Source organism: Kitasatospora sp. NPDC058032 (genome assembly GCF_042885845.1).
In the GTDB taxonomy this organism is placed as follows: Bacteria; Actinomycetota; Actinomycetes; order Streptomycetales; family Streptomycetaceae; genus Kitasatospora.
Genome location: NZ_JBHVRK010000035.1, coordinates 17099 through 38646 on the forward strand (window position 1 = coordinate 17099; position 21548 = coordinate 38646).

The following is a 21548-nucleotide window of genomic DNA, read 5'->3' on the forward strand; positions in this document are numbered from 1 at the left end:
CGCTGCCTCCCTGGCGGATCCCGGCGCCCCGGTGTGACAGCCGGCGGCGCGCAGGAAGTCGGCCCGTCCGACTTCCCACTCCCTGTCCGTGTCGCCGCGCCCGTCGTTCCGCCGCCGCGCGTCATCACCTCACTACCTTGAACCGCACCGGCGGGGCCGCAACGGGGCGGTCCCGCTCCGGCCGAAGGGGAGTGGACGCATGAAGCGACGCACCGTCACCGTTCTCGGGGCCTGGTTGGCGGCGGCCGCCCTGGCCGTCGCGGTCCCGAACACCGCGTACGCGGCCCACGGGGTGCTGATCATCGACGGTTCCGCGCACCAGGACCCGAGCGGGTGCCTCCAGCTGGGCGACTTCGTCCGTCCGACGGTGACCAACCTGACCGACTCGGGCGTCCAGGTCTGGACGGGTTCGGGCTGCACGGGGCAGATCGAGCACGTGCTCGCCCCCGGCGACACCTACGCCCCGATCGCGGGCCGGAGCGTCTACGTCCGCTGATGCCCGCCGCCGCGCAGGAAGTCGGCCCGTCCGACTTCCTGCGCCGACCAATTCGACAACTGCAGTTACCAAAACCAGAGTCGTTAACTATGGTTGTCGCATGTCGACTCCCGAGATCACCCCCGACGAGCAGACCGCCCTCGCCACCGCCCTCCTGGGCGCCCTCGACCCGCTCGCCTCGGCCCTCCGCGCCCGGGCGACGGGACAGCCGGAGCACCGCATGTGGGACGGCGACCCGGCCGACGTCGCGCTCACCGTGCTCGCCGGCTGGAAGCTGGTCGACGCCGAGGTCAAGCGGCTGACGGCGGTCGCGGCCGGCACCGCCGGCTCGTACGGCGCGAGCTACGAGCAGCTGGGCGCCGCCTGGGGCATCACCCGCCAGGGCGCCCGCAAGAAGTGGCCCGACGCCGTCCCCCGCCCGTCGTCCGCCGGCGTGGCCCCCGTCCTCCTCGAACTCTTCGACGGCGAGGCCGAACTGACCCAGGACCCGGCCACCGGCCACTGGACCTGGATCGCGCAGGCCGCCGACGGCTCCCGCGGCACCCCCGCTCCCGGCGCCGCCCCGTGCACCAGCCGCGAGGAGGCGGCCGCCTACGCCGGCGCCTACCTCCGCGAGTTCGCCGCACCGCGCGACTGAACGGGCCGGCCGTCGGCCCGGGGGCGGTGCTCGGGCCTCCTGCGGGCGCTTCCCCCGCCCCGCGGCTCTACAGCAGTCCGAGGTGGTCCAGGCCCAGGTAGGCCGGGCCGACGTCGGAGAGCCGGCCGCGGCGCAGCACGGTGTCGCGGAACTCCGCGAGGTCCATCAGCACCACCTCGATGAACTCGTTGCGGTCGTGCGCGAGGCGGGCGGTGGGGGTGCAGTCGGTGGCGACGCAGGCGTGGCGCACGCCGTTGGAGTAGGCGTCGTGCCAGGTGGTGGTGACGAGGGCGACCTCGCCCCGGTAGCCGGTCTCCTCGGCGAGTTCGCGGGCGGCGGCCTCCTCGGGCGACTCGCCCGCCTCCACCACGCCGCCCGGCAGTTCGTACAGCACGGTCTGCGGGCCGGGCCGGAACTGTGCGGTCAGTACGATGCGGTGGTCCGGCGTCAGGGCGACGACGGCCGCTGCCGCGTACTCGTTGGCGAGGTGGAAGACCTCCTCCCGGCCGTCGGGCATCTCGAAGGTCACCCGGTCGGCGCCGCGGCCGTAGGCGCTGTGGATCGGCTCCCGGCGGAGCTCCCGCCAGTGTGCGTCGCCCATCGGGGTGAACTCCTTCCGTGGGGCGCGCGGCCGGCGTGAACCGCCGTCCGGCACACCGTCGCGCGGGCGCCTTCCCGGCGTGCGGGTGTGGCCAGGGGGCGCGCGCGGCGGCATGTGCAGGCGCAGGATAGCCGCACGCCCCCTGCCCTGCGGGGATTCGCCGGAATCACGCGCCGCGACCGACCGTGCACCGTATGCTGCGCGAGACGCGTCCGGCCCGCCGCGGAGGTGGCCGTGGGTCGCTCAACTCCGTTCCCTGGCAAGGTGGTTCACTCATGAGGCAGACCAGTCGACGTAAGGACGACGGCGAGGTGACCTTCGAGCAGGTGACCGTCCTCTCCTTCGAGCCGCAGGGGGACCTCCGGGTCGACAGGGACGGCCGCGTCCTGCTGCTGAGCGAGCCCGCCAGCCTGACCCGCATCCCGGTCCGGATCGCCCGCGAGGACATGACGATCAAGCGCGTCGCGGGCTACTGGGTCACCTGGGCCGAATGGTTCGGCCCGGACGACATCCGCAACCACGCGCGCTGGGTCCCCGACGAGGAGTACGTCCGGCCGGGCGACGGCGGCCTCGACGGGCGGCTCGAGGTCACGGTGTCGGCGTACTGGGCGGTGGAGTTCGAGCCGCGCCGGGCACGGCTGCGGACCAGCGAGGCCGTGGTGGCCTTCCCGCCGGGGGCGGGGCTGCGCGAACTCGTCCTGGAGCGCCCCCTGCCGCAGCATCCGGCCACCCTCGTCGTCCATCTGACCCGTGCCTGCTGGACGGACGGGCGCGGCGGCCAGGTGATCCACCACGGCTTCGCGGGCGAGCGGGAGGGTGTCGTGGGCGAGGGCGCCGGCTGGCCGGGCGAGCCCGTCCACCGCTACGCGGAGTGCGCCACCGGCCACCTCCCGGGCGTGGTCGCCCACTGAGCCCTGCGCGACGGTCGGTCCAGGGCCTCTCTTCCGGATCACGCCGGGCGGGCGTCGTGATCCGGAAGAGAGGCCCTAACCGTCCCGGCCCGTGAGGCGGCGGACGGCGTCGGCGACCGCGCCGCGCAGGTGCTCCGGGGCGGCATCCTCGCCGAGGACCATCCGCCGCACCTGCGGCATCGCCAGGCTCCAGCCGACCAGGCCCATGGTGAGGAACAGCAGGGTGCGCGCCTCCTCCTCGTCGCGGCCGGTGGCCGCGGCGGCGGCGCGGACCTTGTCGTCGTAGTGCCGGGTGCGCCGCTCCTCGCCGGGGACGGACTCCTCGCCCAGTTGCAGCGCCTCCCACATCAGCAGACGCAGCGCCTGCGGGTGGGCGCGGTGGTAGTCGAACAGCCGCTCGGCGTACGCGCCCAGGTCGGCGGCCGGGCTCCCGGTGCCGGCCGCGCCGTCTCCCGTGGCCGTCGCGCCCTCGCCCGTGGCCGGGGCGGGCGGCACCGCCTCGGCGAGGTCGGCCATCAACTGCTCCAGGACGGCCGCGAACAGCCCGTCCTTGTCGCCGAAGTAGTCGTAGATCGCCCGCTTGTTGGCCTGCGCGGCGGTGGCGATCCGGTCCACCCGCGCGCCGGCGACGCCGTACCGGGCGAACTCGTCGGTCGCCGCGCCGAGGATGCGCTGCTGGGTGGCCTTCGCGTCGTACGCCATGGCGTCATCGTAGCGGCGACTGAACCGGACGGTTCGCTTGACGTCGAGAGATCCTCGCTCCTAGCATCCTGTCGAGCCAAAAACGAACCAACTGGTTCGTTCGGATGCGTGCTCCGCTCCTCGACCCAGGACGGCAACCGTGAACCGCTCCGCCCCGCCGACGCCGCCCCCGCGCCGCGGCACCCCGCTCGTCATGGCGCTCGCCTGCGGCGTCGCCGTCGCCAACGTGTACTTCCCGCAGGCGCTCACCCCGCTGATCGCCGACGGCCTCGACGTGCCGCCCGGCGCCGCCACCACCATCGCCACCGCGGCCCAACTCGGTTACGCGGCCGGCATCTTCCTGCTCGTGCCGCTCGGCGACCGGCTGCCCCGCCGGCCCCTGCTGAGCGTGCTGCTCGCGGTGACCGCGGCCGGCCTGCTCGCCGCCGGACTCGCCCCGGCGCTCGGACCGCTGGTCGCCGCGAGCGCGGTGGTCGGCGCGGCCACCGTGGTGCCGCAACTGCTGGTCCCGATGGCCGCCGGACTCGTCGACGGCGCGCGCCGCGGCGCCGTGGTCGGCGTCCTGCAGGCGGGGCTGATCGCCGGGGTGCTGCTCGCCCGCACCTTCGGGGGGCTGCTCGGCGGCGCCCTCGGCTGGCGCGGCCCCTACCTGGTCGCGGCCGGGCTCGCCGTCCTGCTCGCCGTCGCCCTCCGGGCCGCCCTGCCGGGGGAGCCGCCCGCGCCCGCCCGCGACCGTCCGGGCTACCGCCGGCTGCTCGCCGACACCGTCCGCCTGCTGCGCACCGAACCGGGACTGCGCCGCTCCGCGTTCTACCAGGCCTGCCTGTTCGGCGGCTTCAGCGCCGTGTGGACCAGCCTCGCGCTGCTCGTCACCGGTCCGCGCTACGGCTACGGCCCGCAGGCCGTCGGCGTGCTCGCGCTGCTGGGCGCGGCCTCCGTGTTCTGCGCCCCGGCCGCGGGGCGCCGGGCCGACCGGTACGGCGCGGACCGGGTGAACCTCTGCTGCCTGCTCGCCGCCCTGCCGGCGGCGGCCGTGCTCATGGCGGGCTCGGCGGGCGGCCCGGTGGGCGTGGCCGGGCTGGCGCTCGGACTGCTGCTGCTCGACGCCGCCGTCCAGGCCAACCAGGTCGCCAATCAGGCCCGCCTGTTCGCCCTGCCGCCGGAGATCCACAGCCGGCTCAACACGGCGTACATGACCTGCTCCTTCCTCGGCGGCAGCGCGGGTTCCTGGCTCGGCGTCAGGGCGTACGACGCCGTCGGCTGGGCGGGCGTCTGCGGGCTGACGGCGGCCGGTGCGGCCCTCGCCCTGGTGCGCGCCCTGCTCCCCGCCCGCCGCCCCTCCGTCCCGTCCGCGAGTCCCGCCCTGCCCGCGAGTCCCGCCCGTCCGAGAGGAAACCCGTCATGACCTTCCCCGCCATGCCCCCCGCCGTGCTCCGGTTCTTCCACGCCTCCCAGCAGGGCGACGCCGACGCCTGGGCGGACACCTTCAGCGCCGACGGCGTGTTCCACGACCCGGTCGGCAGCGAGCCGATCGTCGGGCGGGAGGCGATCCGCGCGTTCATCGCCTCCGTCCTCCCCGGCTTCGACCCGTTCCTCGGCCTCACCCCGCGCGAGGCGCACACCGTCGGCCGCAGCGTCGCGGTGGCGTGGAGCGGCGCGGCGGTCGCCCGGGACGGCCGCCCGGTCAACTGGTCCGGCATCAACGTCTACGAACTCGACGACGAGGGTCTCATCCGCGAGGCCAGGGCCTACTTCAACAGCGCAGTCTTCCGCGCCCAGCTCGCCGACCCCCAGCTCGCCGACCCCCGGCCCGCCGCCTAGGCCGTCGCGGCCCCCGCCGGCCACCCCGCCCGCAGGCCCACCCTGCGGGCGGGGACGCCGGCCCAGATCTCGCCCGGCCCGGTCGAGCGGGTCAGCACGGCGTTGGCACCCACGACGGTGCCCGCGCCGACGGTCAGCACACCCTCCTTGCACACCACCTTGGCGCCCGCGCACAGCACCGCGCCGTCCTCCACCACCACCCGCCGCATCGCGCTCTCCTCCTGCGGCACCCACGGGTCGGCCCGTCCGACGGTCACCCCGTTGTACAGCGTCACCCCGGCGCCGAGCGTGGTGTACGGGTGCAGCACGGTCCCGAAGCCCCGGTGGAACACGACGAGGCCCGGCCCGATCTCGACCGCGGCCGGCACCTCCATCCCGTAGAACGCGAGCGCCTCCTGGACCAGGCGGCCCAGGAGGCGGTGGCGGCGGCGGTAGATCAGCGCGGTGACGAGTGGCATCCACCCATTGTGGCCGGACCGTCACGCCCGGTCGCGCGTGTCGGCGGCGGCTACTTCACGTCCGGCACGGCGGTGTCGTTGCGGAAGGCGTCGAAGACCTGCTTGGCCTTCGCGGTGTCCCACTTCACCGCCGACTCCCCGGTGTTGGTCTTGAAGTCCGGGTTGGCGATCGGCACCGTGATGCTCCTGCCGCTGCCGCCGTTGACGTCCTTCATGGCGAGGAACAGCGAGCCCAGGTCGGTCAGCCCGGCGTCGTCGTCGACGATCAGCGTGCCGAGGCCGGAGGAGACCAGCGGGTAGAAGGTGAACGGGTTGAGCACGGTGGCCGGCGAGGCGGCCTGCTTGGCCAGCGCGCCGAGGAACTTCTGCTGGTTGCGCATCCGGCCGAGGTCCTGGTCGGCCATCTGGTGGCGCTGGCGGACGAAGGCGAGCGCCTGGGTGCCGTTGAGGCTCTGGCAGCCGGCCTTGAGGTCGAGGCCGGAGTCCTTGTCCTTGACGTCCTGCTCGATGCACATGTCCACGCCGCCGACCGAGTCGACGATTCCCACGAAGCCGGCGAAGCCGATCTCGGCGTAGTGGTCGATGCGGATGCCGGTGTTCGTCTCGACGGTCTGCGCGAGCAGCTTGCCGCCGCCCGCCGCGAACGCCGAGTTGATCTTCGCGGTGGTCGACTTGACGGACTTGCCGTTCTCGCCGGGGTGCTCGGGGATCGGCACCCAGGAGTCGCGCGGGATGCTCATCAGGGTGTTCCCGTTGTCCCCGATGTGCAGGATCATCATCGAGTCGCTGCGCTTGCCGCCCGCGTGGCCGGTGTGCAGGTCCTCCTCCTGGGAGTCGGAGAGGCCGTTGCGGCTGTCGGAGCCGACGATCAGCCAGTTGGTGCCCTTGCCCGCGGCCGGCCGGCCGGGGTAGTCGCCGAGCACGTCCTCGTGGTTGAGCTTGGAGTCCGCCCAGAACCAGGTGGAGACGGCGGTCAGCATCAGGGCGATCAGCACGCCGAAGACCGACCACTTGACGATCCGGCGCCGGGGCCAGCGCGACGGGCGGGCGGCGGGCGCCTGCGGCCCGCCGGGGGGTATCGGACCGCCGGGCGTCCCCGGACCGCCGGGGCCGCCCGGGACGCCCTGGCCCGGGACCCCCGGCCGCGCCCCGGCCGGGCCCGGCTGCCCGGGCCGCCCCGGCCCCGGGCCGTGGCCCTGCGGAGGACCGTACCCGGGCGCCTGCGGCTGTCGCGCCTGCTGGGGCGGCTGGGGCTGCGGCTGGGGCTGCCGGGGCGCCGGGGCGCCCGGCCCGCGCGGGTTCAGCGAGGCGGGCAGCGGCCGCTCGGCGCCGCCGCCCTGCCCGTACGCCGGGCCACCGCCACCGTTGCCGCCGCCGTACGGGTTCCCGCCGCCGCCCGGGCGGCCCTCCTGCCACGTGTTCATGTGGGAGAGGATGCCCGACGCCGGGACCGGTGACTCCCCCCGGGGCCCCCACCAGGGCCCTTGTAGCAGTTTTGATGCACGCACCGGATCGTTCCGCGGCAAGGTGCCGGCGGGCGTGTTCCCGGCGCCCGCCGGACCAGGTTCCCCGCGCCCCCGTCTCACCATCCGTCTCACCTGGTGTTCGTCTGACGGGACGATCCTTGACCGCCCGGAACGGTGCGTGTTTGCATGACTGCCATGGATCAGCGATGGACCCTCACGCGTCGGCGGCACGTCGACCTTCTGCGTGTGTCCTGTTCGCTCTGTTGTGGCTGACGCTCGCCCGTCGAACCCCACCACCGTCCTCCTCCTCCCTTCCCGACGCTGCCCGCGCAGCGCGCTCACCGCTGCCCGTCGCCCCGCCGGCCGCCGTCCGTCCGGCCGACGCGCCCCGCGCCCGGTGAGTGCCCCGCGCCGTTGAAGCGCCGCCCCGCTTCCTCCCCGAGGTGAACCCCATGGCCACCGTCCTGTCCGTCTCCGGCTCCCCGTCCCCGACCTCCCGCACCACCCGACTGCTGCGCCTCGTCGACGCGCGGCTGGAGGAGCGCGGCCACCGCGTCGTCCCCTTCGAGGTGCGCAGCCTGCCCGCGCACGCGCTGCTCTCCGCCGACCTGTCGCACCCCGAGCTGGCGGCGGCCCTGGAGCTCTTCGCCGCCGCCGACGGCGTGGTGATCGGCACCCCCGTCTACAAGGCCGCCTACTCGGGCCTGCTCAAGGCGCTGCTGGACGTGCTGCCGCAGTACGCGCTGCGCGACAAGGCCGTGCTGCCGCTCGCCACCGGCGGCTCCACCGCGCACGTGCTGGCGGTGGACTACGCGCTGCGGCCGGTGCTCAGCTCGATGGGGGCCGACCACATCACCCAGGGCTGGTTCGTGCTGGACCGTCACATCACCGTCCGGGAGGACGGCGCCACCGTGATCGAGCGCGAGACCGACGTGCTGCTGCGCCCCGTCGTGGACGGGTTCGCGGCGGCCCTGGAGCGCCGGGCGGCCCCGGCCCTGGCCTCCTGACGCCCGGCCGGCGCCCGGCGCGCCGGCCCCCGCACCCCCAGGCCCCGTCCGGCGACCCGCCGGGCGGGGCCCCGGTGTCGGCGGGGTCTGTGCCCCAGCAGGGCCTTCGCCCCGGCGGGCCTCCCTACGGGCGGACCCTGACCGGGCCCCGGCCGACCCCTAGGGGGAGGGGGCCGGCACCCCGTACAACTCCGGTTGGGCCGCTTCCTACCGTCGGATGACGAGGCGGAAGCGCCCGGCTCCTAACGTGGATCACATCCCCGCCCGTCCGAGGCGGACCCGGCGCGATCGGGTCCGGGTCCCCGGTTCACCGGCAGGGTGTAGCTAACTCCCGGTCGAAAACTATCCCCTGCGCGATGTCGCCGGAGGGGTGGAACGGACGAGGCTGGGGGCAACGGGTGGGCCCACTTCTTAGGAGACGACAGTGACGACGGCAGCAGCAGCCGTGTACGACCCCCAGCTCCCCGGCGGTGCCGCCGCCGTCGCCGCCTCGGCTCGTCAGGTGACCAAGTCCTACGGCTCCGGCGAGACCAGGGTCACCGCCCTGGACGCGGTCGACGTCGACATCCAGCGCGGACGCTTCACCGCGATCATGGGCCCCTCGGGCTCCGGCAAGTCGACCCTGATGCACTGCCTGGCCGGGCTGGACACGGTGACCCAGGGGCGGATCTGGATCGGCGACACCGAGATCACCGGTCTGAAGGACAAGCAGCTCACCAGACTGCGCCGGGACAAGATCGGCTTCATCTTCCAGGCCTTCAACCTCCTGCCGACGCTGAACGCGCTGGAGAACATCACGCTCCCGATGGACATCGCGGGCCGCAAGCCCGACCAGGCCTGGCTGGACCGGGTGGTGGAGACGGTCGGCCTCTCGGGCCGGCTGAAGCACCGTCCGACCCAGCTCTCCGGCGGCCAGCAGCAGCGCGTCGCGGTGGCCCGGGCGCTGGCCGCCCGTCCCGAGATCATCTTCGGCGACGAGCCCACCGGGAACCTCGACTCCCGCTCCGGCGCCGAGGTGCTCTCCTTCCTGCGCCGCAGCGTCGACGAGCTGGGCCAGACCATCGTGATGGTCACCCACGACCCGGTCGCCGCCGGCTACGCGGACCGCGTGCTGTTCCTCGCCGACGGCGTGATCGTCGACGAGATGCACGCCCCGACGGCCGACTCCGTCCTCGAACGCATGCGCCGTTTCGACGGCAAGCGCACCAGCTGAGCGGGCAGGGGCGGACAGGACCATGTTGCTCAAGACGTCACTGCGGAGCTTCTTCGCCCACAAGGGGCGGATGCTGCTCTCGCTGATCGCGGTCGTGCTGTCGGTCGCGTTCGTGTCCGGGACGCTGGTGTTCTCCAACACCGCGACCAGCACCTTCGACAAGCTCTTCGCGTCGACCGCCTCCGACCTCTCGGTCGGGCCCGCCAAGCCGGAGTTCGGCTTCGACCCGCGCGGCAAGACGCTGACCGTACCCGTCGACAGCGTCGGGAAGGTCGCCGCGATCCCCGGGGTGAAGTCGGCGATCGGCCAGGTGTCGGTGCAGAACGCCACCCTGGCCGACGCGGCCACCAACAAGGCGGTGGGCCCGACCTCCGGCGCCCCGACGATCGTCGGCAACTGGGCGGACACCCCACGCAGCGCGGTCGAGATCACCTCCGGCCACGCCCCGCAGGGCGCCGACCAGGTCGTCATCGACGCGGACACCGCCAAGAAGGCCAAGCTCGGCCTGGGCGGCAGGCTGCGCGTGATCACCGCGGACAAGCACGACTTCACCATCGTCGGCATCGCCACCTTCAAGACCACCAACCCCGGCGCGGCGCTGGCCTTCCTGTCCACCGAGACCGCGCAGAGCGTGCTGCTCGGGCAGACCGCCTACACCTCGGTCGAGGCGTTCGGCGACGGCAGCCGCTCCGACGAGCAGCTCAAGTCCGCCGCGCTGGCCGGGCTCGGCGCCGGCGTCCAGGCCAAGACGGCCGCCGAGCAGAAGGAGGAGAACAGCGACAGCGTCGGCTCCTTCCTGGACTTCCTGAAGTACGCGATGCTCGGCTTCGCCGGCATCTCGCTGCTGGTCGGCGGCTTCCTGATCATCAACACCTTCTCGATGCTGGTCGCCCAGCGCACCCGGGAGATCGGCCTGCTGCGCGCCGTCGGCGGCAGCCGCAGGCAGGTCAACCGCTCGGTGCTGGTGGAGGCGCTGCTCCTGGGCACCCTCGGGTCCACCGTGGGCATCGGCGCCGGCCTCGGCCTGGCGGTCGGGCTGATCCAGCTGATGAACGCGGCCGGCATGCACCTCGACGCCGGGGACCTGAAGGTCGGCGCGGACGTCTTCGTCGCCGGGTACGCGGTGGGCATCGTGATCACCGTGCTCGCGGCCTGGATACCGGCCCGCCGGGCCGGCCGGATCGCGCCGATCGCCGCACTGCGCGACCACGGAACCCCGGCCGAGGCCCGCTCCAACACCGTCCGGGCGGTCATCGGCCTGGTGCTGACGGCGGGTGGCGGCGGTCTGCTGGTGCTGGCCTCCGGCGCGGAGAAGATGATCACCGGCGGCCGGTACTTCGGGCTGGGCGTGCTGCTCACCCTGGTCGGCTTCGTGGTCCTCGGCCCGCTGCTGGCCACCACCGTGGTGCGGGTGCTCGGCGCCCTGCTGCCCACCGTGTTCGGCCCGTCCGGCACGCTCGCCCAGCGCAACGCGATGCGCAACCCGCGCCGTACCGGTGCCACGGCGGCGGCGCTGATGATCGGACTGGCGCTGGTGATCGGTGCCTCGGTCTTCACCTCCTCGATGATCAAGTCCACCAATGAGCAGCTCGACCGCTCGGTGGGCGCCGACTACATCGTCTCGGCGGGCCGCAACGGCGTCTCCCCGGAGATCGTCGACGCCGTCCGCAGGACCTCGGGCATCGACCACGTCATCGAGCAGAAGTCCCTGCCCGCGTACTTCACCACCCCCGACGGCAAGACCTCGGAGCAGGACGTCTCGGCGGTCTCCGCGCGGTTCACCGAGGACTTCCGGCTGCCGGTGAAGGAGGGCGGCGCCGACTCCCTCAAGCAGGGGGCGCTGGCGGTCGGCGAGGACTTCGCCAAGGACCGCGGCCTCAAGGTCGGCGACAGCATCAAGATCGACTACGGCCACGGCCGGGTCCAGTCGCTGCCGGTCGGCGTCATCATGACCAAGGGCAACTCGTTCTTCGACGGCAGCACCTTCGCCCCGCTCGACGCCGTCGCCACGGCGGTGCCGGCCGCCGACCTGCCGGTGGACGCCGTGCTCTTCGGCAAGGCCGCCGCCGGGGCGGACGTCGCCGGGACGCTCACCGCCCTGGAGGACTCGCTCAAGGAGTACCCGCAGGCCAACGTCCGTGACCAGGCCGGCTACAAGAAGCTCGTCCAGGAGCAGATCAACGGCCTGCTCAACATGATCCTCGGGCTGCTCTTCCTGGCGATCGTGGTCGCGGTGCTCGGCGTGGTCAACACCCTGGCGCTCTCGGTGGTCGAGCGGACCCGCGAGATCGGCCTGCTGCGGGCGATCGGGCTCTCCCGCCGCCAGCTGCGCCGGATGATCCGCCTGGAGTCGATGGTGATCGCCCTGTTCGGCGCGGTGCTCGGCACCGTGCTCGGCCTGGCCTGGGGTGTCACCGGTCAGCGGGTGCTGCGGACGCAGGGCCTGGAGTCGCTCTCCATTCCGGTCACCACGCTTCTCCTCACGCTGGCGGCCTCGGTGGGCATCGGCCTGCTGGCCGCCCTCATCCCGGCCTTCCGGGCCGGGCGGATGAACGTCCTCGCGGCGATCGCGACGGACTGATCGGTGGCGACCCCCGGATCGGGGGACCGGGGGTCGCCACCGGGGGACGGGGGAACAGGGAGGGGCAGGGTGCCGTGCGCGCCCTGCCCGCCGCCGTTGTCCGTGAGCCGGCCGGCTCACGGACAGATGATGTCGCTCGCCCGCTCGGCGCCGGTCGTCTCCGCCGCCCCCGCCTCGCTCCCGGACACGGCCGGGTGCGCCTCGCCCGCCGGGCCCGACGGTGCCGCGCTCGGCCCCGTGGGCAGCGGGGCGGGCAGGGGAGCGGGGAGCGGGGTGGACGTGGCCGCCGCCGGGTGGTCCGTGCCCGCGTACAGCTGGAGGATCACCCCCAGCCCCGGCACCGGGGTCAGCTCGGCCTCCGGCACCGCGCCCGCCAGCGTCCGCGCCGACTCCGCCCAGCGCGGGTCGTACCGGATCACCGTCCGCCCGGGCGCCGTGCCGGCCGGGGCGTTGGACGGCGCCCCCGTGGTGGCGAACCCGGCCCGCCGCAGCTCGGTGTCCACCCGGGCGCCCAGCCCCGCGGTGCCCGCCGCGTTGAACACCTGGACGTGGACCTGCTCCGGCGTGACGGCAGCCGCCGTACCCGTCGCACCCGTACCCGTACCCGTCGCAGGATCCGCCCCCGAGCCCCCCGAGCCCCCTGACCCCCCAGCGCCCTCCGGCCCCGCCCCGCCTGTCAGTGGCCGTCCCTCCCGGACGGCGTCGAACAGCTCCCGCGCCCGCTCCGCGTCCCAGAGCACCGTCGACCCCCACCCCGCGACCGGATGGTCCACCGAGGCCAGCGGCACGGTCACGAAGTCGGCCCGCCCGGCCGTCAGGTCCTTCATCCGGGTCCCCAGGGTGATCAGGTCGTCGGCCGCGAGCCCCTTGTCGGCCTTGACCGAGCCGAGCAGGCTGTCCGTCACCCGGGCCAGCCGCACCGGGTTGAGCAGGGTGCCGCCGCTGGTCACCTCGTGCAGCAGCTCGGCGACGAACTTCTGCTGCCGGTGCATCCGCCCCAGGTCGGAGCTGCCGTCCACGTGCCGCGCGCGCACGTACTTGAGCGCCCCCGCGCCGTCCAGGGTGCTGGTGCCGGCCGGCAGGTCCAGGCCCGAGTACTCGTCCTTGAGCGGCTTGGCGGTGCAGACCCGGACCCCGCCGACGGCGTCCACGGCGGCGACGAACCCGGTGAAGTCCACCTGGAGGTAGTGGTCGATCCGCAGCCCGGTGTTCTGCTCGACGGTGGCCACGGCCAGCTGCGGCCCACCCAGCCCGTACGCCGCGTTGATCTTCCCCTTGCCGGCCGGGACGTCCTTGCGGGTCACCGGGTCCCGGTGGGCGGGGATGTCGACATAGGAGTCGCGCGGAATGCTGATCACACTGGCCCGGGAGCCGTCCCCGGCGAGCCGGACGATCATCATCGTGTCGGTGCAGTGGCAGGACTCGCCCCCGGCGTGCAGCACGGTCTTCAGCGTCGCCTCCGGGATGCCCTCGCGCTCGTCGGTGCCGACCACCAGGAACGTGGTGGCACTGTCGTCGGCCGGGCGGGCGCGGTCGCCGCTGAAGGCGTCGACCCGGTCGATCGACCCGATGCCGTGCAGCACCGCCCAGCCGCCGCCCGAGGTGGCGAGGACGCCGAGGGCGATGCCCGCGGCCAGCCGCCGGAGCCAGCGGCGCAGCCGTCCGGGCGAGGCACCGGCCGGGCCTCCGGGCCGCGCGGAGAGGGGGGAGACGGGCATCTCTCGGATGGTAGGGGCGTCCCGGCCGGGCCGGGTGAGGGCGCGCCGGGCTCGGGGAGTACGGTGGGCCCCGATCGGTGAAACGTTCCTCCTGGCGCTCTCCGGCGACGCTGGAACGTTCCGTCGGCAATCCTTCGCATACGGTCGCTCCGGGCCGGGCTCAGCGCCCAGACCGGGACAAGACGACACCCCGCCCACACCGGTACGGTTGGCCCCGATGAACACCAAGGCTGCTGAGGAGCTGCCGGCGGTCTCCGTGATCATGCCGGTGCTCAACGAGGAACGACACCTGCGCACGGCCGTCCGGCACATCCTGGAACAGGAATACGCCGGGCCGATGGAGGTGGTGATCGCCCTCGGTCCGTCCACCGACCGCACCGCGCAGATCGCCGCCGAACTCGTCGCCGAGGACCGCAGGGTCCGGACCGTGGAGAACCCCACCGGGCGTACGCCCGCAGGGTTGAACGCCGCGATCCGGGGCTCCAGTCACCCGATAGTGGTACGGGTCGACGGTCACGGCCTGCTGACCCCGGGCTACATCACCACGGCGGTCCGGCTGCTCTGCGAGATGGAGGCCGCCAACGTCGGCGGCATCATGCACGCCGAGGGCGAGACCGAGTGGGAGAACGCGGTCGCGGTCGCGATGACCTCCAAGATAGGCGTCGGCAACGCCGCCTTCCACACCGGCGGCCTGGCCGGCCCGGCGGACACCGTCTACCTCGGGGTGTTCCGGCGCGAGGTGCTGGAGCGCCTCGGCGGCTACAACGAGGAGTTCGTCCGCGCCCAGGACTGGGAGCTCAACTACCGCATCCGGCAGGACGGCGGCCTGGTCTGGTTCACCCCGCAACTGCGCGTCACCTACCGCCCCCGGCCCAGCGTCAAGGCGCTCGCCAAGCAGTACAAGGACTACGGCCGCTGGCGCCGGGTGGTCACCCGGTACCACCGGGGCTCGGTCAACCTGCGCTACCTCGCGCCCCCGGCCGCCTTCCTCGGTGTCACCCTCGGGCTGGTGCTCGGGGTGGCCGTCCACCCGGCCTTCCTGGCCGCCCCCGGGGCCTATGTGCTCGGCATCAACGGCGGCGCGCTGGCCGAGGGCCGCGGCCTGTCGCTCAAGGCGAAGGCGCTGCTGCCGCTGGCCTTCGCGACCATGCACCTCAGCTGGGGCTTCGGCTTCCTCACCTCGCCGCGCTCGCTGGCCCGCAAGGTGATCGGCAGCCGCTCCCCGTCCGCCGCCGACGTGGTGGCCGAGCGCGGCTGACCTCCGGCGGCCCCTCCAGGGCACCAACCGGCCAATCCCGCGGACCCGCTCTCCCGTTCCCGCGTCCGGCGCTATCGTCGGTCGCCATGGGGACAGTTGAGGGCGGGTCCGCCGCCGTTGCGGGGTCCGTAGCCGCTTCCGCGGGTGCCGGGGCCCGGGTCGAGCCGACCGCCGACGTCGACGGGCGCGCGGTGCTCGGCGCCGGGACGACCGTCTGGCACCTTGCCCAGGTCCGCGAGGACGCGGTGATCGGCGCGGACTGCATCATCGGCCGCGGCGCCTACGTCGGCCCCGGCGTGCGGATCGGCGACCGGGTCAAGCTGCAGAACCACGCACTGGTCTACGAGCCCGCGGTGCTGGAGGACGGCGTGTTCGTCGGCCCGGCCGCGGTGCTCACCAACGACCTCTACCCGCGCTCGGTGGACGTCGACGGCCGGCTCAAGCGCGGCGACGACTGGCACGCCCGCGGGGTGACGCTCCGCCAGGGCTGCTCGATCGGCGGCCGGGCCGTCCTGGTCGCCGGGGTGACGGTGGGCCGCTGGGCCCTGGTCGCGGCCGGCGCGGTGGTGCACCGGGACGTCCCGGACTTCGCCCTGGTGGCCGGCGTCCCGGCCCGCCGGATCAAGTGGGTCGGCCGGGCCGGCGAGCCGCTGGAGCCGGCCGGCGAGGACCGCTGGCGCTGCCCGCGCACCGGCGAGGAGTACCGGGAGTCCGACGGCCTGCTGGCCCCGGCGGAGCCGTCCTGACGCCCGGCTACTTGGCGCAGACGTCGGTGTCGTCGGCCTGGACCCGCTGGAGGTCCTTGGGCGCCTCGGTCGCCGGAGCGCTCGGGGTCGCCGCGGCGGCGGCCGGCGCGTCCTTGCCCAGCACCAGCACCAGCCCGTCCTTGGCGGTGAGCTTCGGGTCCGCCTTGACCGCGTCGGCGGGCAGGCCCAGCGCGGTGGCCAGCGCCGCCGCCTCGGCGGCCCTGCCGGCCGGGTGGGAGACGGTGGTGGCCGCCGCGACGGGCGCGTTGGCGGAGGTCGCGGCCCGGGCGTAGCCCTTCGCCTGGAGCCGGTCGACGGCCTGCTGCGCCTGTCCGGGCGTCCCGCTGCCGTTGCGGACCGTCACCCGCAGCTGCTTCGTGTCCACCACCGGAGCGGCCGCGGACGGCGCCGCCTCGGGGGTGCCCGCAGCCGCGGCAGCCGGAGCAGTGGTGGCCGGAGCAGTGGCGGCCGGAGCGGTGGTGGCCGCGGCCTGCGGGGCGGCCGGGTCCGCCGCCCCGGTCAGCGACCGGTCGCCCCCGACCATCGAGAACAGCTGCCCGGCGTCCGGCTGCTTGAGCACCAGCCGGTTCTCGTCCGCCGGGTCGTCCAGCACCGGCACGGTGGCGAAGGTGATGTTCTTGGTGTCGACCTTGCTGACGTCCAGCGCGAGGTCCTTCAGCTTGTCGACGCTGTCGATCCCGGAGTCGACGGTGAGCGCCTTGGTGGAGGCGTCCGCCAGCTTCCACAGCTTGGCCGGGTTGGTCAGGGTGTCGCTGCTCTTGACCGCGCGGATCATCGAGCTGATGAACTGCTGCTGCAGCGGGATCCGGGTGAGGTCGCCGCCCTGCCCGACGGCGTGCCGGGTACGGACGAAGGCGAGCGCCTCGTCGCCCTGGACGACGTGCCGGCCCTTGCTCATCCGCAGGTGCGAGTCCGGGTCGTTGATGTCCTTGGCCGCGCACACCTCGACGCCGCCGACGGCGGTGGAGAGCGTCTTCACGGCCTCGAAGTTGACCATCACGAAGTGGTCGACCCGGATCCCGGTCATCTTCTCGACGGTCTTCCAGGTGCAGCCCGGATCGCGGCCCTCCTGGCCGAGGCTGTTGTTGAACATCGTGCGCGACGCACCGGGGATGGTCTTCCCGTCCGGTGTCCGGCAGTCCGGGACCGGCACCATGAGGTCGCGCGGGATGCTGAGCACGGTCGCGTTGGTGCGGTCCTTGGCGACGTGGAACAGCAGGGTGGTGTCGGCGTGCCCGGCGCTGCCCTCGTCACCGTACGAGCGGCCCAGGCCCTCCCGGCTGTCGGTGCCGATCACCAGGATGTTCATGGCGTCGCCGGCCGGCTTGGGCCGCTCCGCCTCGTCGCCCAGCTGCACCTTGACGGCGGTGATGTTGTTGTTGAGGTGCTGGTACGCGTAGTAGGCGCCGCCGCAGCCGGCCACCAGGACGAACGCGCCGAGGCCGCCGGTCCACTTCAGCAGCCTTCGGCGGCGGTTGCGCCGCGCCGTGCGCGCCCGCCGGTGGGCACCCCGGCCGCCGCCGGCCGGGGGCGCGGCGGCGGGTGCGGGCACCGGCGCGGGCTCGGGCGCCGCAGGCTCGGCCGCCCCGCCCCGGCGCTGGACGGGGATGCCGTGGGCGGGGTCGGACGGGGGCCGCCCCGCGTCCGGCGTGACGCGCCGGGTGTCCTGCTGCACGGGTGTTCCCCTCCCTCCGACCGGTTCACGGGACGGTGCGCGAATTGCGCGACCGACTCGGACACCCTAGACGAGCCGGGTGGGGGGATCGTTCCGGATGTGATCTCCGCCATGATCCGGAACGCGATTCACGGCGTCATTTCCCCAGGTGAAATCGGGTGCTGGGAATTTCCGGGGAGAGTCTTTCAAGATCATGATCCGTGTACGGAATGGTGATCCGATGAGCAGATGAACCAGACCGGTACGGGTCAGTGCATCGCGCACGCGTCCACGTCGGCGGTCCGCCCCTCGAACGACGGCGGAGTGCTCACGCTCGGTGACGGAGACGTCGTCGGAGCCCCCGACAGGGCCCCCGACGGAGCCGCCGACGGACCGGCCGACGGACTCGCCGCCGGCGCCGCCCGGACCGTCGGCGAGGGCCCCGACCCCGGCGGCCGCACCTCCACCGGCCGGTCGTCCCGCAGCGCCGCGAACAACTGCGTGGTCTGCGGCTGCACGAACTCGTCCCGGTCCGAGTCGAACCGGTACGGCTGCCGCGGCGCCGTCAGGAAGGTGACGTCCGCCGACGGGATCTCCCGCAGGTCCTGGGTCAGGTCGTACAGCGCGCCCAGCGAGGACAGCCCGCCGTCGGCCCGCACCGACGAGGTCGCCGCGTCCAGCACCGGCCACAGCTTGGTCGGATTGAGCAGCACGTCCTGCGACTGCACCTTGCGGATCAGCGCCGCCAGGAACTGCTGCTGACGCCCCATCCGCTGGGTGTCGCTGCCGTCGCCGAGGGTCTCCCGCGCCCGGACGTAGCCGAGCGCCTGCTCACCGTGCAGGGTCTGCCGCCCGGCCGGCAGGTCCAGCTTGGCGTCCTTGTCGTGGATCGGCTGCGGGACGCACACCTCGACCCCGTCCACGGCGTCCACCATCCGCTTGAACCCGGTGAAGTCGACGATCACGTAGTGATCGATCCGGATGCCGCTGAGCTGCTCGACGGTCCGGATCGAGCAGGCCGGACCACCGGTCTCGAAGGCCGCGTTGAACTGCATCAGCGTGGCCCGGCTGCGGGTGCCGTCCGGCTTCTCGCAGGCGGGGACGCTCACCATGACGTCGCGCGGGATGGAGACGGCGGTCGCGCGCCGCCGGTCGGCCGCCAGGTGGAGCAGGATCGTGGTGTCCGAGCGCTGGCCGCCCGCCGCGCCGTAGGAGGCGTTGGCGCCGGTGCGGTCGTCACTGCCGATCAGCAGCAGGTTCTCCGCGCCGTGGGCCCCGGCGGTCCGGCTGGGGCGCTCGGCCTCCAGCCGGGCCAGCAGCTGGTCGGTGGTGGAGTCGGTGCGGATGTTGCCGTCGAGCTTGCGGTACGCGATCCAGAGCAGCGCGCCGCAGGCGACCAGCACGAACGCGAGCGCGCCGGCCGTGACGACCAGCCACCGCCGGCGCCGGCGCCGGCGGGCGGAAGCCTCGGGGACGGCTTCCGGTGCCGCGGCGCCGGCCTCCTCGGTCGGAGGGTGTTCGGTCGGGGGGTGCTCGGTGTCGTCCTCGGCCATGGCAGGGATCCCTACCCGCCCGGCCGGGGCCGGGGGTTACCCGAGGCGCAGTGTCACCCGTTCGGATTCCACCCGCTTCTCCCACTGGCCGGCGTCCAGGCCGTCCGAGTTGCGGCAGAGCACCACCGACGCGCCGGCCGCCAGCGGCGCCAGCAGACCGGCCTCCAGGCCCGCCCAGTCGTCGTAGGAGAGGGTGGACAGCACCCGGTCGCCCGGACCGACGCCGAGCCGGGCCGCGCCCTCCCGGGCCAGCTGGACGGTCTGTTCCCCGGTCAGCTTCAGCGGCAGGCCGTCGACCGAGGTCTCCAGCGCCGGGGCGTCCGGGGTGACGGGGGAGTACGGGGCGAACCGGTCGCCCTGGCCGGGCACCTCGGCCGCGTAGTCCAGGAAGCCGTCCGGGCGCTGCGGGAACCGCCCGCCGAGCGGCCGCAGCGCGAGCGCCACCCGCTCGCCCTCGCAGGCCTGGGCGGCCTCCAGGCCGTCCGGGCCGCTGACCACCAGGTCGGCGGCGGCCGGGTCGCCGCCCGGAACCGCCGTCACCCCGACCGACCAGCAGGCGAGCAGCCAGACGGCGCTCTGCCAGTGGGCCGGGAGGAGCAGCGCGGCGCGGTCGCCCGGGCCGGCGTTGAGCTCGTCCTGGAGCAGGTTGGCGGTCTTGGCCACCCAGTTGTCGAAGGTCCGGGCGGAGAGCTCGACGCGTTCGCCACTGGCGTCGTCGTAGAAGGTGACCAGCGGGGCGGCGGGGTCGACTGAGGGAGTGCCACCTCGCAGGAAAGCGTGCAGCAGCTCGACGGGGGTGTGGGCATCGGCAGCGAAAGGCGAAGTCATGGTGCGCCCCAGCCTACGGCCTTCGGGTGGACGTCCGGGAGGGGTGGCGGAAGCAGCGCCGGGTGGCGTGGCGCGCGGGTCGAAATCCCGTGAACATCCGGTTTATGCGCAACTTTCTTCCGGCCCTCCGAGGCCGCCCGACCGTCGTCGTCCCCACCGCCCTGCTCGCCGTCTGCGCGGCCGTGCTGCCGCTGTCCCCGGCCGCCGCGGAATCCGGCCCGTTACCCGCGGGCCCCTCGCCGCAGGCCGAGCAGCGGAGTTCGGCGGGCGGCGGCACCGTCAGCTCGCTCCCGCTGACCGCCTCGCACCGGCTGACCGGCTCCGGCTCGCTCCCGTCGGCCGCCGCCCACACGCTGGCACCGCGCCGCACCGGGCGGTTCGAACTGCTCGGGGTCACCTGGGACGGTCCGGCGAGCGCGCTCGACGGCGCCGCCGTCCGGGTCCGCACCCGGGACGCGGCCACCGGCGCCTGGCGCGGCTGGCAGCGGCTGGACGTCGACGGCGACGAGGGTCCGGACACCCCGGGCACCGCCGGCGGAGCCAGGCGCGCGGGCACCGCCCCGCTGTGGACCGGCCCCAGCGACGGCGTCGCCGTCGAGGTGACCGCCGGTCCGGCCGGACCGCCGTCCGGCCTGCGGGTCGAACTGGTCGACCCGGGCCGCGGCGCCGAGTCCTCCGCCGCCCGGAGCACGCCCGCCGAACCGCCCGGCGAACCGGCCGCCGGCGGCCGACGGGCCGCCGGCAACCAGGCCCCGCGCCCCGGGATCGTCACCCGGGCCGGCTGGGGCGCCGACGAGTCCATCCGCGAGCCCGGCTTCGTCTACACCGGCCAGGTCCGGGCGGTCTTCATCCACCACACCGCCACCGCCACCGCGTACGAGTGCTCCGACGCACCCCGGGTGATCCGGTCGATCTACCTGTACCACGTGCAGAGCAACGGCTGGCGGGACATCGGCTACAACTTCCTGGTCGACCGCTGCGGCACCGTCTACGAGGGCCGGGCCGGCGGCACCGACCTGCCGGTGCACGGCGCCCACACCCTCGGCTTCAACACCGACACGGCGGGCGTCGCGGCGATCGGCACCTACGTCTCGGACGCGCCCCCGTCGGAGCTGCTGACCGGCCTGTCCCGGATCACCGCCTGGAAGCTCGGCCTCACCGGACGGGACGCGGCCGGCCAGGTGAAGCTGGTCTCCGGCTCCAGCAGCAGCCTCTACCCGGCGGGCACCACCGTCACCTTCGACGCCGTCTCCGGCCACCGCGACGGCGTCAGCACCGAGTGTCCCGGCGCCGCCCTCTACGCCAAGCTCCCCGACATCCGCAGCACGGCGGCCGGTCTGCAGGGCCGCGTCGCCGCCCCGCGGTAACCGCCGCGCGCCGCAGTCACCCCGGTCCGGGCCCGCGCCCGACCAGCTCCCGCAGCTCCGCCGTCAGCGCCCGCGCCAGATCGGGCCGCAGGTCGTACCGGGCCGGGGTGTTCTGCATCAGGGCGATCCGCCAGCCCGCGCCCGCGTTGACGGCGATCACCGTCTGCACCGCGTTCAGCGCGGGGTCCACGTCCTGGGCGTCGTCCGGCACCAGGCCGGCGACCGCGTCCAACTGCGCGACTCCGGGGCCCAGCGCCCGCACCCGCCGCACCTTGGCGACGTACTCCGGCGTCGGATGGTCGGCGAAGACCCGCCCCAGTTCGGCGGCCATCACCGACCGGCCGGCGTGCCGGGTCCCGTCGAAGCCGATCACCTCGCCGTCCGGCGCGAACGGCCCGGCGAAGGCCGCGCCGTCCCGCAGGTTCCAGCCCTCCAGCACCCGGTGGTAGAGCGACCGCACGGCACTCTCGTCACCTGGGGACAACTCCGCCACCCGCGTATCGTTCATAT

21 protein-coding genes are annotated in these 21548 nt (G+C 74.3%); 12 read left to right on the top strand and 9 right to left on the bottom strand.

The features are described 5' to 3' along the window. Positions 1-199 precede the first annotated feature (199 nt). Together ACFVUH_RS33760 and ACFVUH_RS33765 are read left to right on the top strand one after the other, a co-directional pair. Positions 200-496 (top strand): hypothetical protein, encoded by a 297-nt coding sequence (locus ACFVUH_RS33760; protein WP_355373296.1) that lies wholly within the window; start codon positions 200-202, stop codon positions 494-496. A gap of 100 nt (positions 497-596) precedes the next feature. Next, entirely contained in the window at positions 597-1133 is a 537-nt protein-coding gene (locus ACFVUH_RS33765; protein ID WP_387917299.1) for a hypothetical protein, read from the top strand. A gap of 67 nt (positions 1134-1200) precedes the next feature. Here the strand turns inward: ACFVUH_RS33765 and ACFVUH_RS33770 are convergent, their stop codons facing one another. Then, on the bottom strand, positions 1201-1734 hold the full coding sequence (locus ACFVUH_RS33770) for an NUDIX hydrolase (protein WP_355373290.1): 534 nt from the start codon (positions 1732-1734) through the stop codon (positions 1201-1203). 275 nt (positions 1735-2009) lie between these two features. Here ACFVUH_RS33770 and ACFVUH_RS33775 point away from each other — a divergent pair, with 275 nt between their 5' ends. After that, complete coding sequence (locus ACFVUH_RS33775; RefSeq protein WP_387917301.1) at positions 2010-2645, top strand: hypothetical protein; 636 nt, start codon at positions 2010-2012, stop codon at positions 2643-2645. 75 nt (positions 2646-2720) lie between these two features. Here the strand turns inward: ACFVUH_RS33775 and ACFVUH_RS33780 are convergent, their stop codons facing one another. Further along, entirely contained in the window at positions 2721-3347 is a 627-nt protein-coding gene (locus ACFVUH_RS33780) for a TetR family transcriptional regulator (protein WP_387917302.1), read from the bottom strand. Between the two features lie 193 nt (positions 3348-3540). Here ACFVUH_RS33780 and ACFVUH_RS33785 point away from each other — a divergent pair, with 193 nt between their 5' ends. Both ACFVUH_RS33785 and ACFVUH_RS33790 read left to right on the top strand, forming a co-directional pair. After that, positions 3541-4752: an MFS transporter gene (locus tag ACFVUH_RS33785; protein WP_387917335.1), complete on the top strand. Its 1212-nt coding sequence runs from the start codon at positions 3541-3543 to the stop codon at positions 4750-4752. Next, positions 4749-5168 carry a nuclear transport factor 2 family protein gene (locus ACFVUH_RS33790; protein ID WP_355373280.1) on the top strand — a complete coding sequence of 140 codons (420 nt, stop codon included), beginning with the start codon at positions 4749-4751 and terminating at the stop codon, positions 5166-5168. The genes ACFVUH_RS33785 and ACFVUH_RS33790 overlap by 4 nt, the downstream gene beginning before the upstream one ends. Here ACFVUH_RS33790 and ACFVUH_RS33795 read toward each other — a convergent pair. Continuing rightward, the gene (locus ACFVUH_RS33795) at positions 5165-5626 is read right to left on the bottom strand and encodes a hypothetical protein (RefSeq protein WP_355373277.1); all 462 of its coding nucleotides are present in this window, start codon (positions 5624-5626) and stop codon (positions 5165-5167) included. The two genes, ACFVUH_RS33790 and ACFVUH_RS33795, sit on opposite strands and share 4 nt — an antisense overlap. A gap of 50 nt (positions 5627-5676) precedes the next feature. Further along, the gene (locus ACFVUH_RS33800; protein WP_387917304.1) at positions 5677-7050 is read right to left on the bottom strand and encodes an LCP family protein; all 1374 of its coding nucleotides are present in this window, start codon (positions 7048-7050) and stop codon (positions 5677-5679) included. A 237-nt stretch (positions 7051-7287) separates the two neighbouring features. On the opposite strand from ACFVUH_RS33800, the gene ACFVUH_RS33805 reads away from it, so the two are divergent. The 4 genes from ACFVUH_RS33805 to ACFVUH_RS33820 all read left to right on the top strand — a co-directional run bounded on the left by ACFVUH_RS33805 (position 7288) and on the right by ACFVUH_RS33820 (position 11893). Further along, positions 7288-7365, top strand: coding sequence for a putative leader peptide (locus ACFVUH_RS33805; RefSeq protein ID WP_376098469.1), 78 nt, complete (start codon positions 7288-7290; stop codon positions 7363-7365). Between the two features lie 179 nt (positions 7366-7544). Continuing rightward, positions 7545-8099: an NADPH-dependent FMN reductase gene (ssuE, locus tag ACFVUH_RS33810; protein WP_355373272.1), complete on the top strand. Its 555-nt coding sequence runs from the start codon at positions 7545-7547 to the stop codon at positions 8097-8099. 424 nt (positions 8100-8523) lie between these two features. Beyond that, complete coding sequence (locus ACFVUH_RS33815; RefSeq protein WP_380682494.1) at positions 8524-9312, top strand: ABC transporter ATP-binding protein; 789 nt, start codon at positions 8524-8526, stop codon at positions 9310-9312. Positions 9313-9334: 22 nt separating this feature from the next. Further along, positions 9335-11893 carry an ABC transporter permease gene (locus ACFVUH_RS33820; protein ID WP_387917306.1) on the top strand — a complete coding sequence of 853 codons (2559 nt, stop codon included), beginning with the start codon at positions 9335-9337 and terminating at the stop codon, positions 11891-11893. A 116-nt stretch (positions 11894-12009) separates the two neighbouring features. On the opposite strand, the gene ACFVUH_RS33825 is transcribed toward ACFVUH_RS33820, so the two are convergent. Continuing rightward, positions 12010-13611, bottom strand: a complete 1602-nt coding sequence (locus ACFVUH_RS33825) for an LCP family protein (RefSeq protein WP_387917308.1) — start codon at positions 13609-13611, stop codon at positions 12010-12012. A 217-nt stretch (positions 13612-13828) separates the two neighbouring features. Between ACFVUH_RS33825 and ACFVUH_RS33830 the strand changes: the two genes are divergently transcribed. Both ACFVUH_RS33830 and ACFVUH_RS33835 read left to right on the top strand, forming a co-directional pair. Continuing rightward, positions 13829-14869 carry a glycosyltransferase family 2 protein gene (locus ACFVUH_RS33830; protein WP_355373263.1) on the top strand — a complete coding sequence of 347 codons (1041 nt, stop codon included), beginning with the start codon at positions 13829-13831 and terminating at the stop codon, positions 14867-14869. An 86-nt stretch (positions 14870-14955) separates the two neighbouring features. Continuing rightward, positions 14956-15615 carry an acyltransferase gene (locus ACFVUH_RS33835; RefSeq protein WP_387917311.1) on the top strand — a complete coding sequence of 220 codons (660 nt, stop codon included), beginning with the start codon at positions 14956-14958 and terminating at the stop codon, positions 15613-15615. Between the two features lie 7 nt (positions 15616-15622). Here the strand turns inward: ACFVUH_RS33835 and ACFVUH_RS33840 are convergent, their stop codons facing one another. From ACFVUH_RS33840 to ACFVUH_RS33850, 3 genes are all read right to left on the bottom strand, one after another. After that, complete coding sequence (locus ACFVUH_RS33840; protein WP_387917312.1) at positions 15623-17311, bottom strand: LCP family protein; 1689 nt, start codon at positions 17309-17311, stop codon at positions 15623-15625. A 248-nt stretch (positions 17312-17559) separates the two neighbouring features. Beyond that, positions 17560-18843, bottom strand: coding sequence for an LCP family protein (locus ACFVUH_RS33845; protein WP_387917313.1), 1284 nt, complete (start codon positions 18841-18843; stop codon positions 17560-17562). Positions 18844-18879: 36 nt separating this feature from the next. Next, positions 18880-19671: a TIGR03089 family protein gene (locus tag ACFVUH_RS33850; protein WP_355373254.1), complete on the bottom strand. Its 792-nt coding sequence runs from the start codon at positions 19669-19671 to the stop codon at positions 18880-18882. 104 nt (positions 19672-19775) lie between these two features. On the opposite strand from ACFVUH_RS33850, the gene ACFVUH_RS33855 reads away from it, so the two are divergent. Further along, on the top strand, positions 19776-21038 hold the full coding sequence (locus tag ACFVUH_RS33855; RefSeq protein WP_387917314.1) for an N-acetylmuramoyl-L-alanine amidase: 1263 nt from the start codon (positions 19776-19778) through the stop codon (positions 21036-21038). 16 nt (positions 21039-21054) lie between these two features. Here ACFVUH_RS33855 and ACFVUH_RS33860 read toward each other — a convergent pair whose 3' ends face one another. Then, a complete protein-coding gene (locus ACFVUH_RS33860) occupies positions 21055-21546 on the bottom strand; it encodes an SgcJ/EcaC family oxidoreductase (RefSeq protein ID WP_355373249.1) in 492 nt (163 codons plus the stop codon). Positions 21547-21548 lie beyond the last annotated feature (2 nt).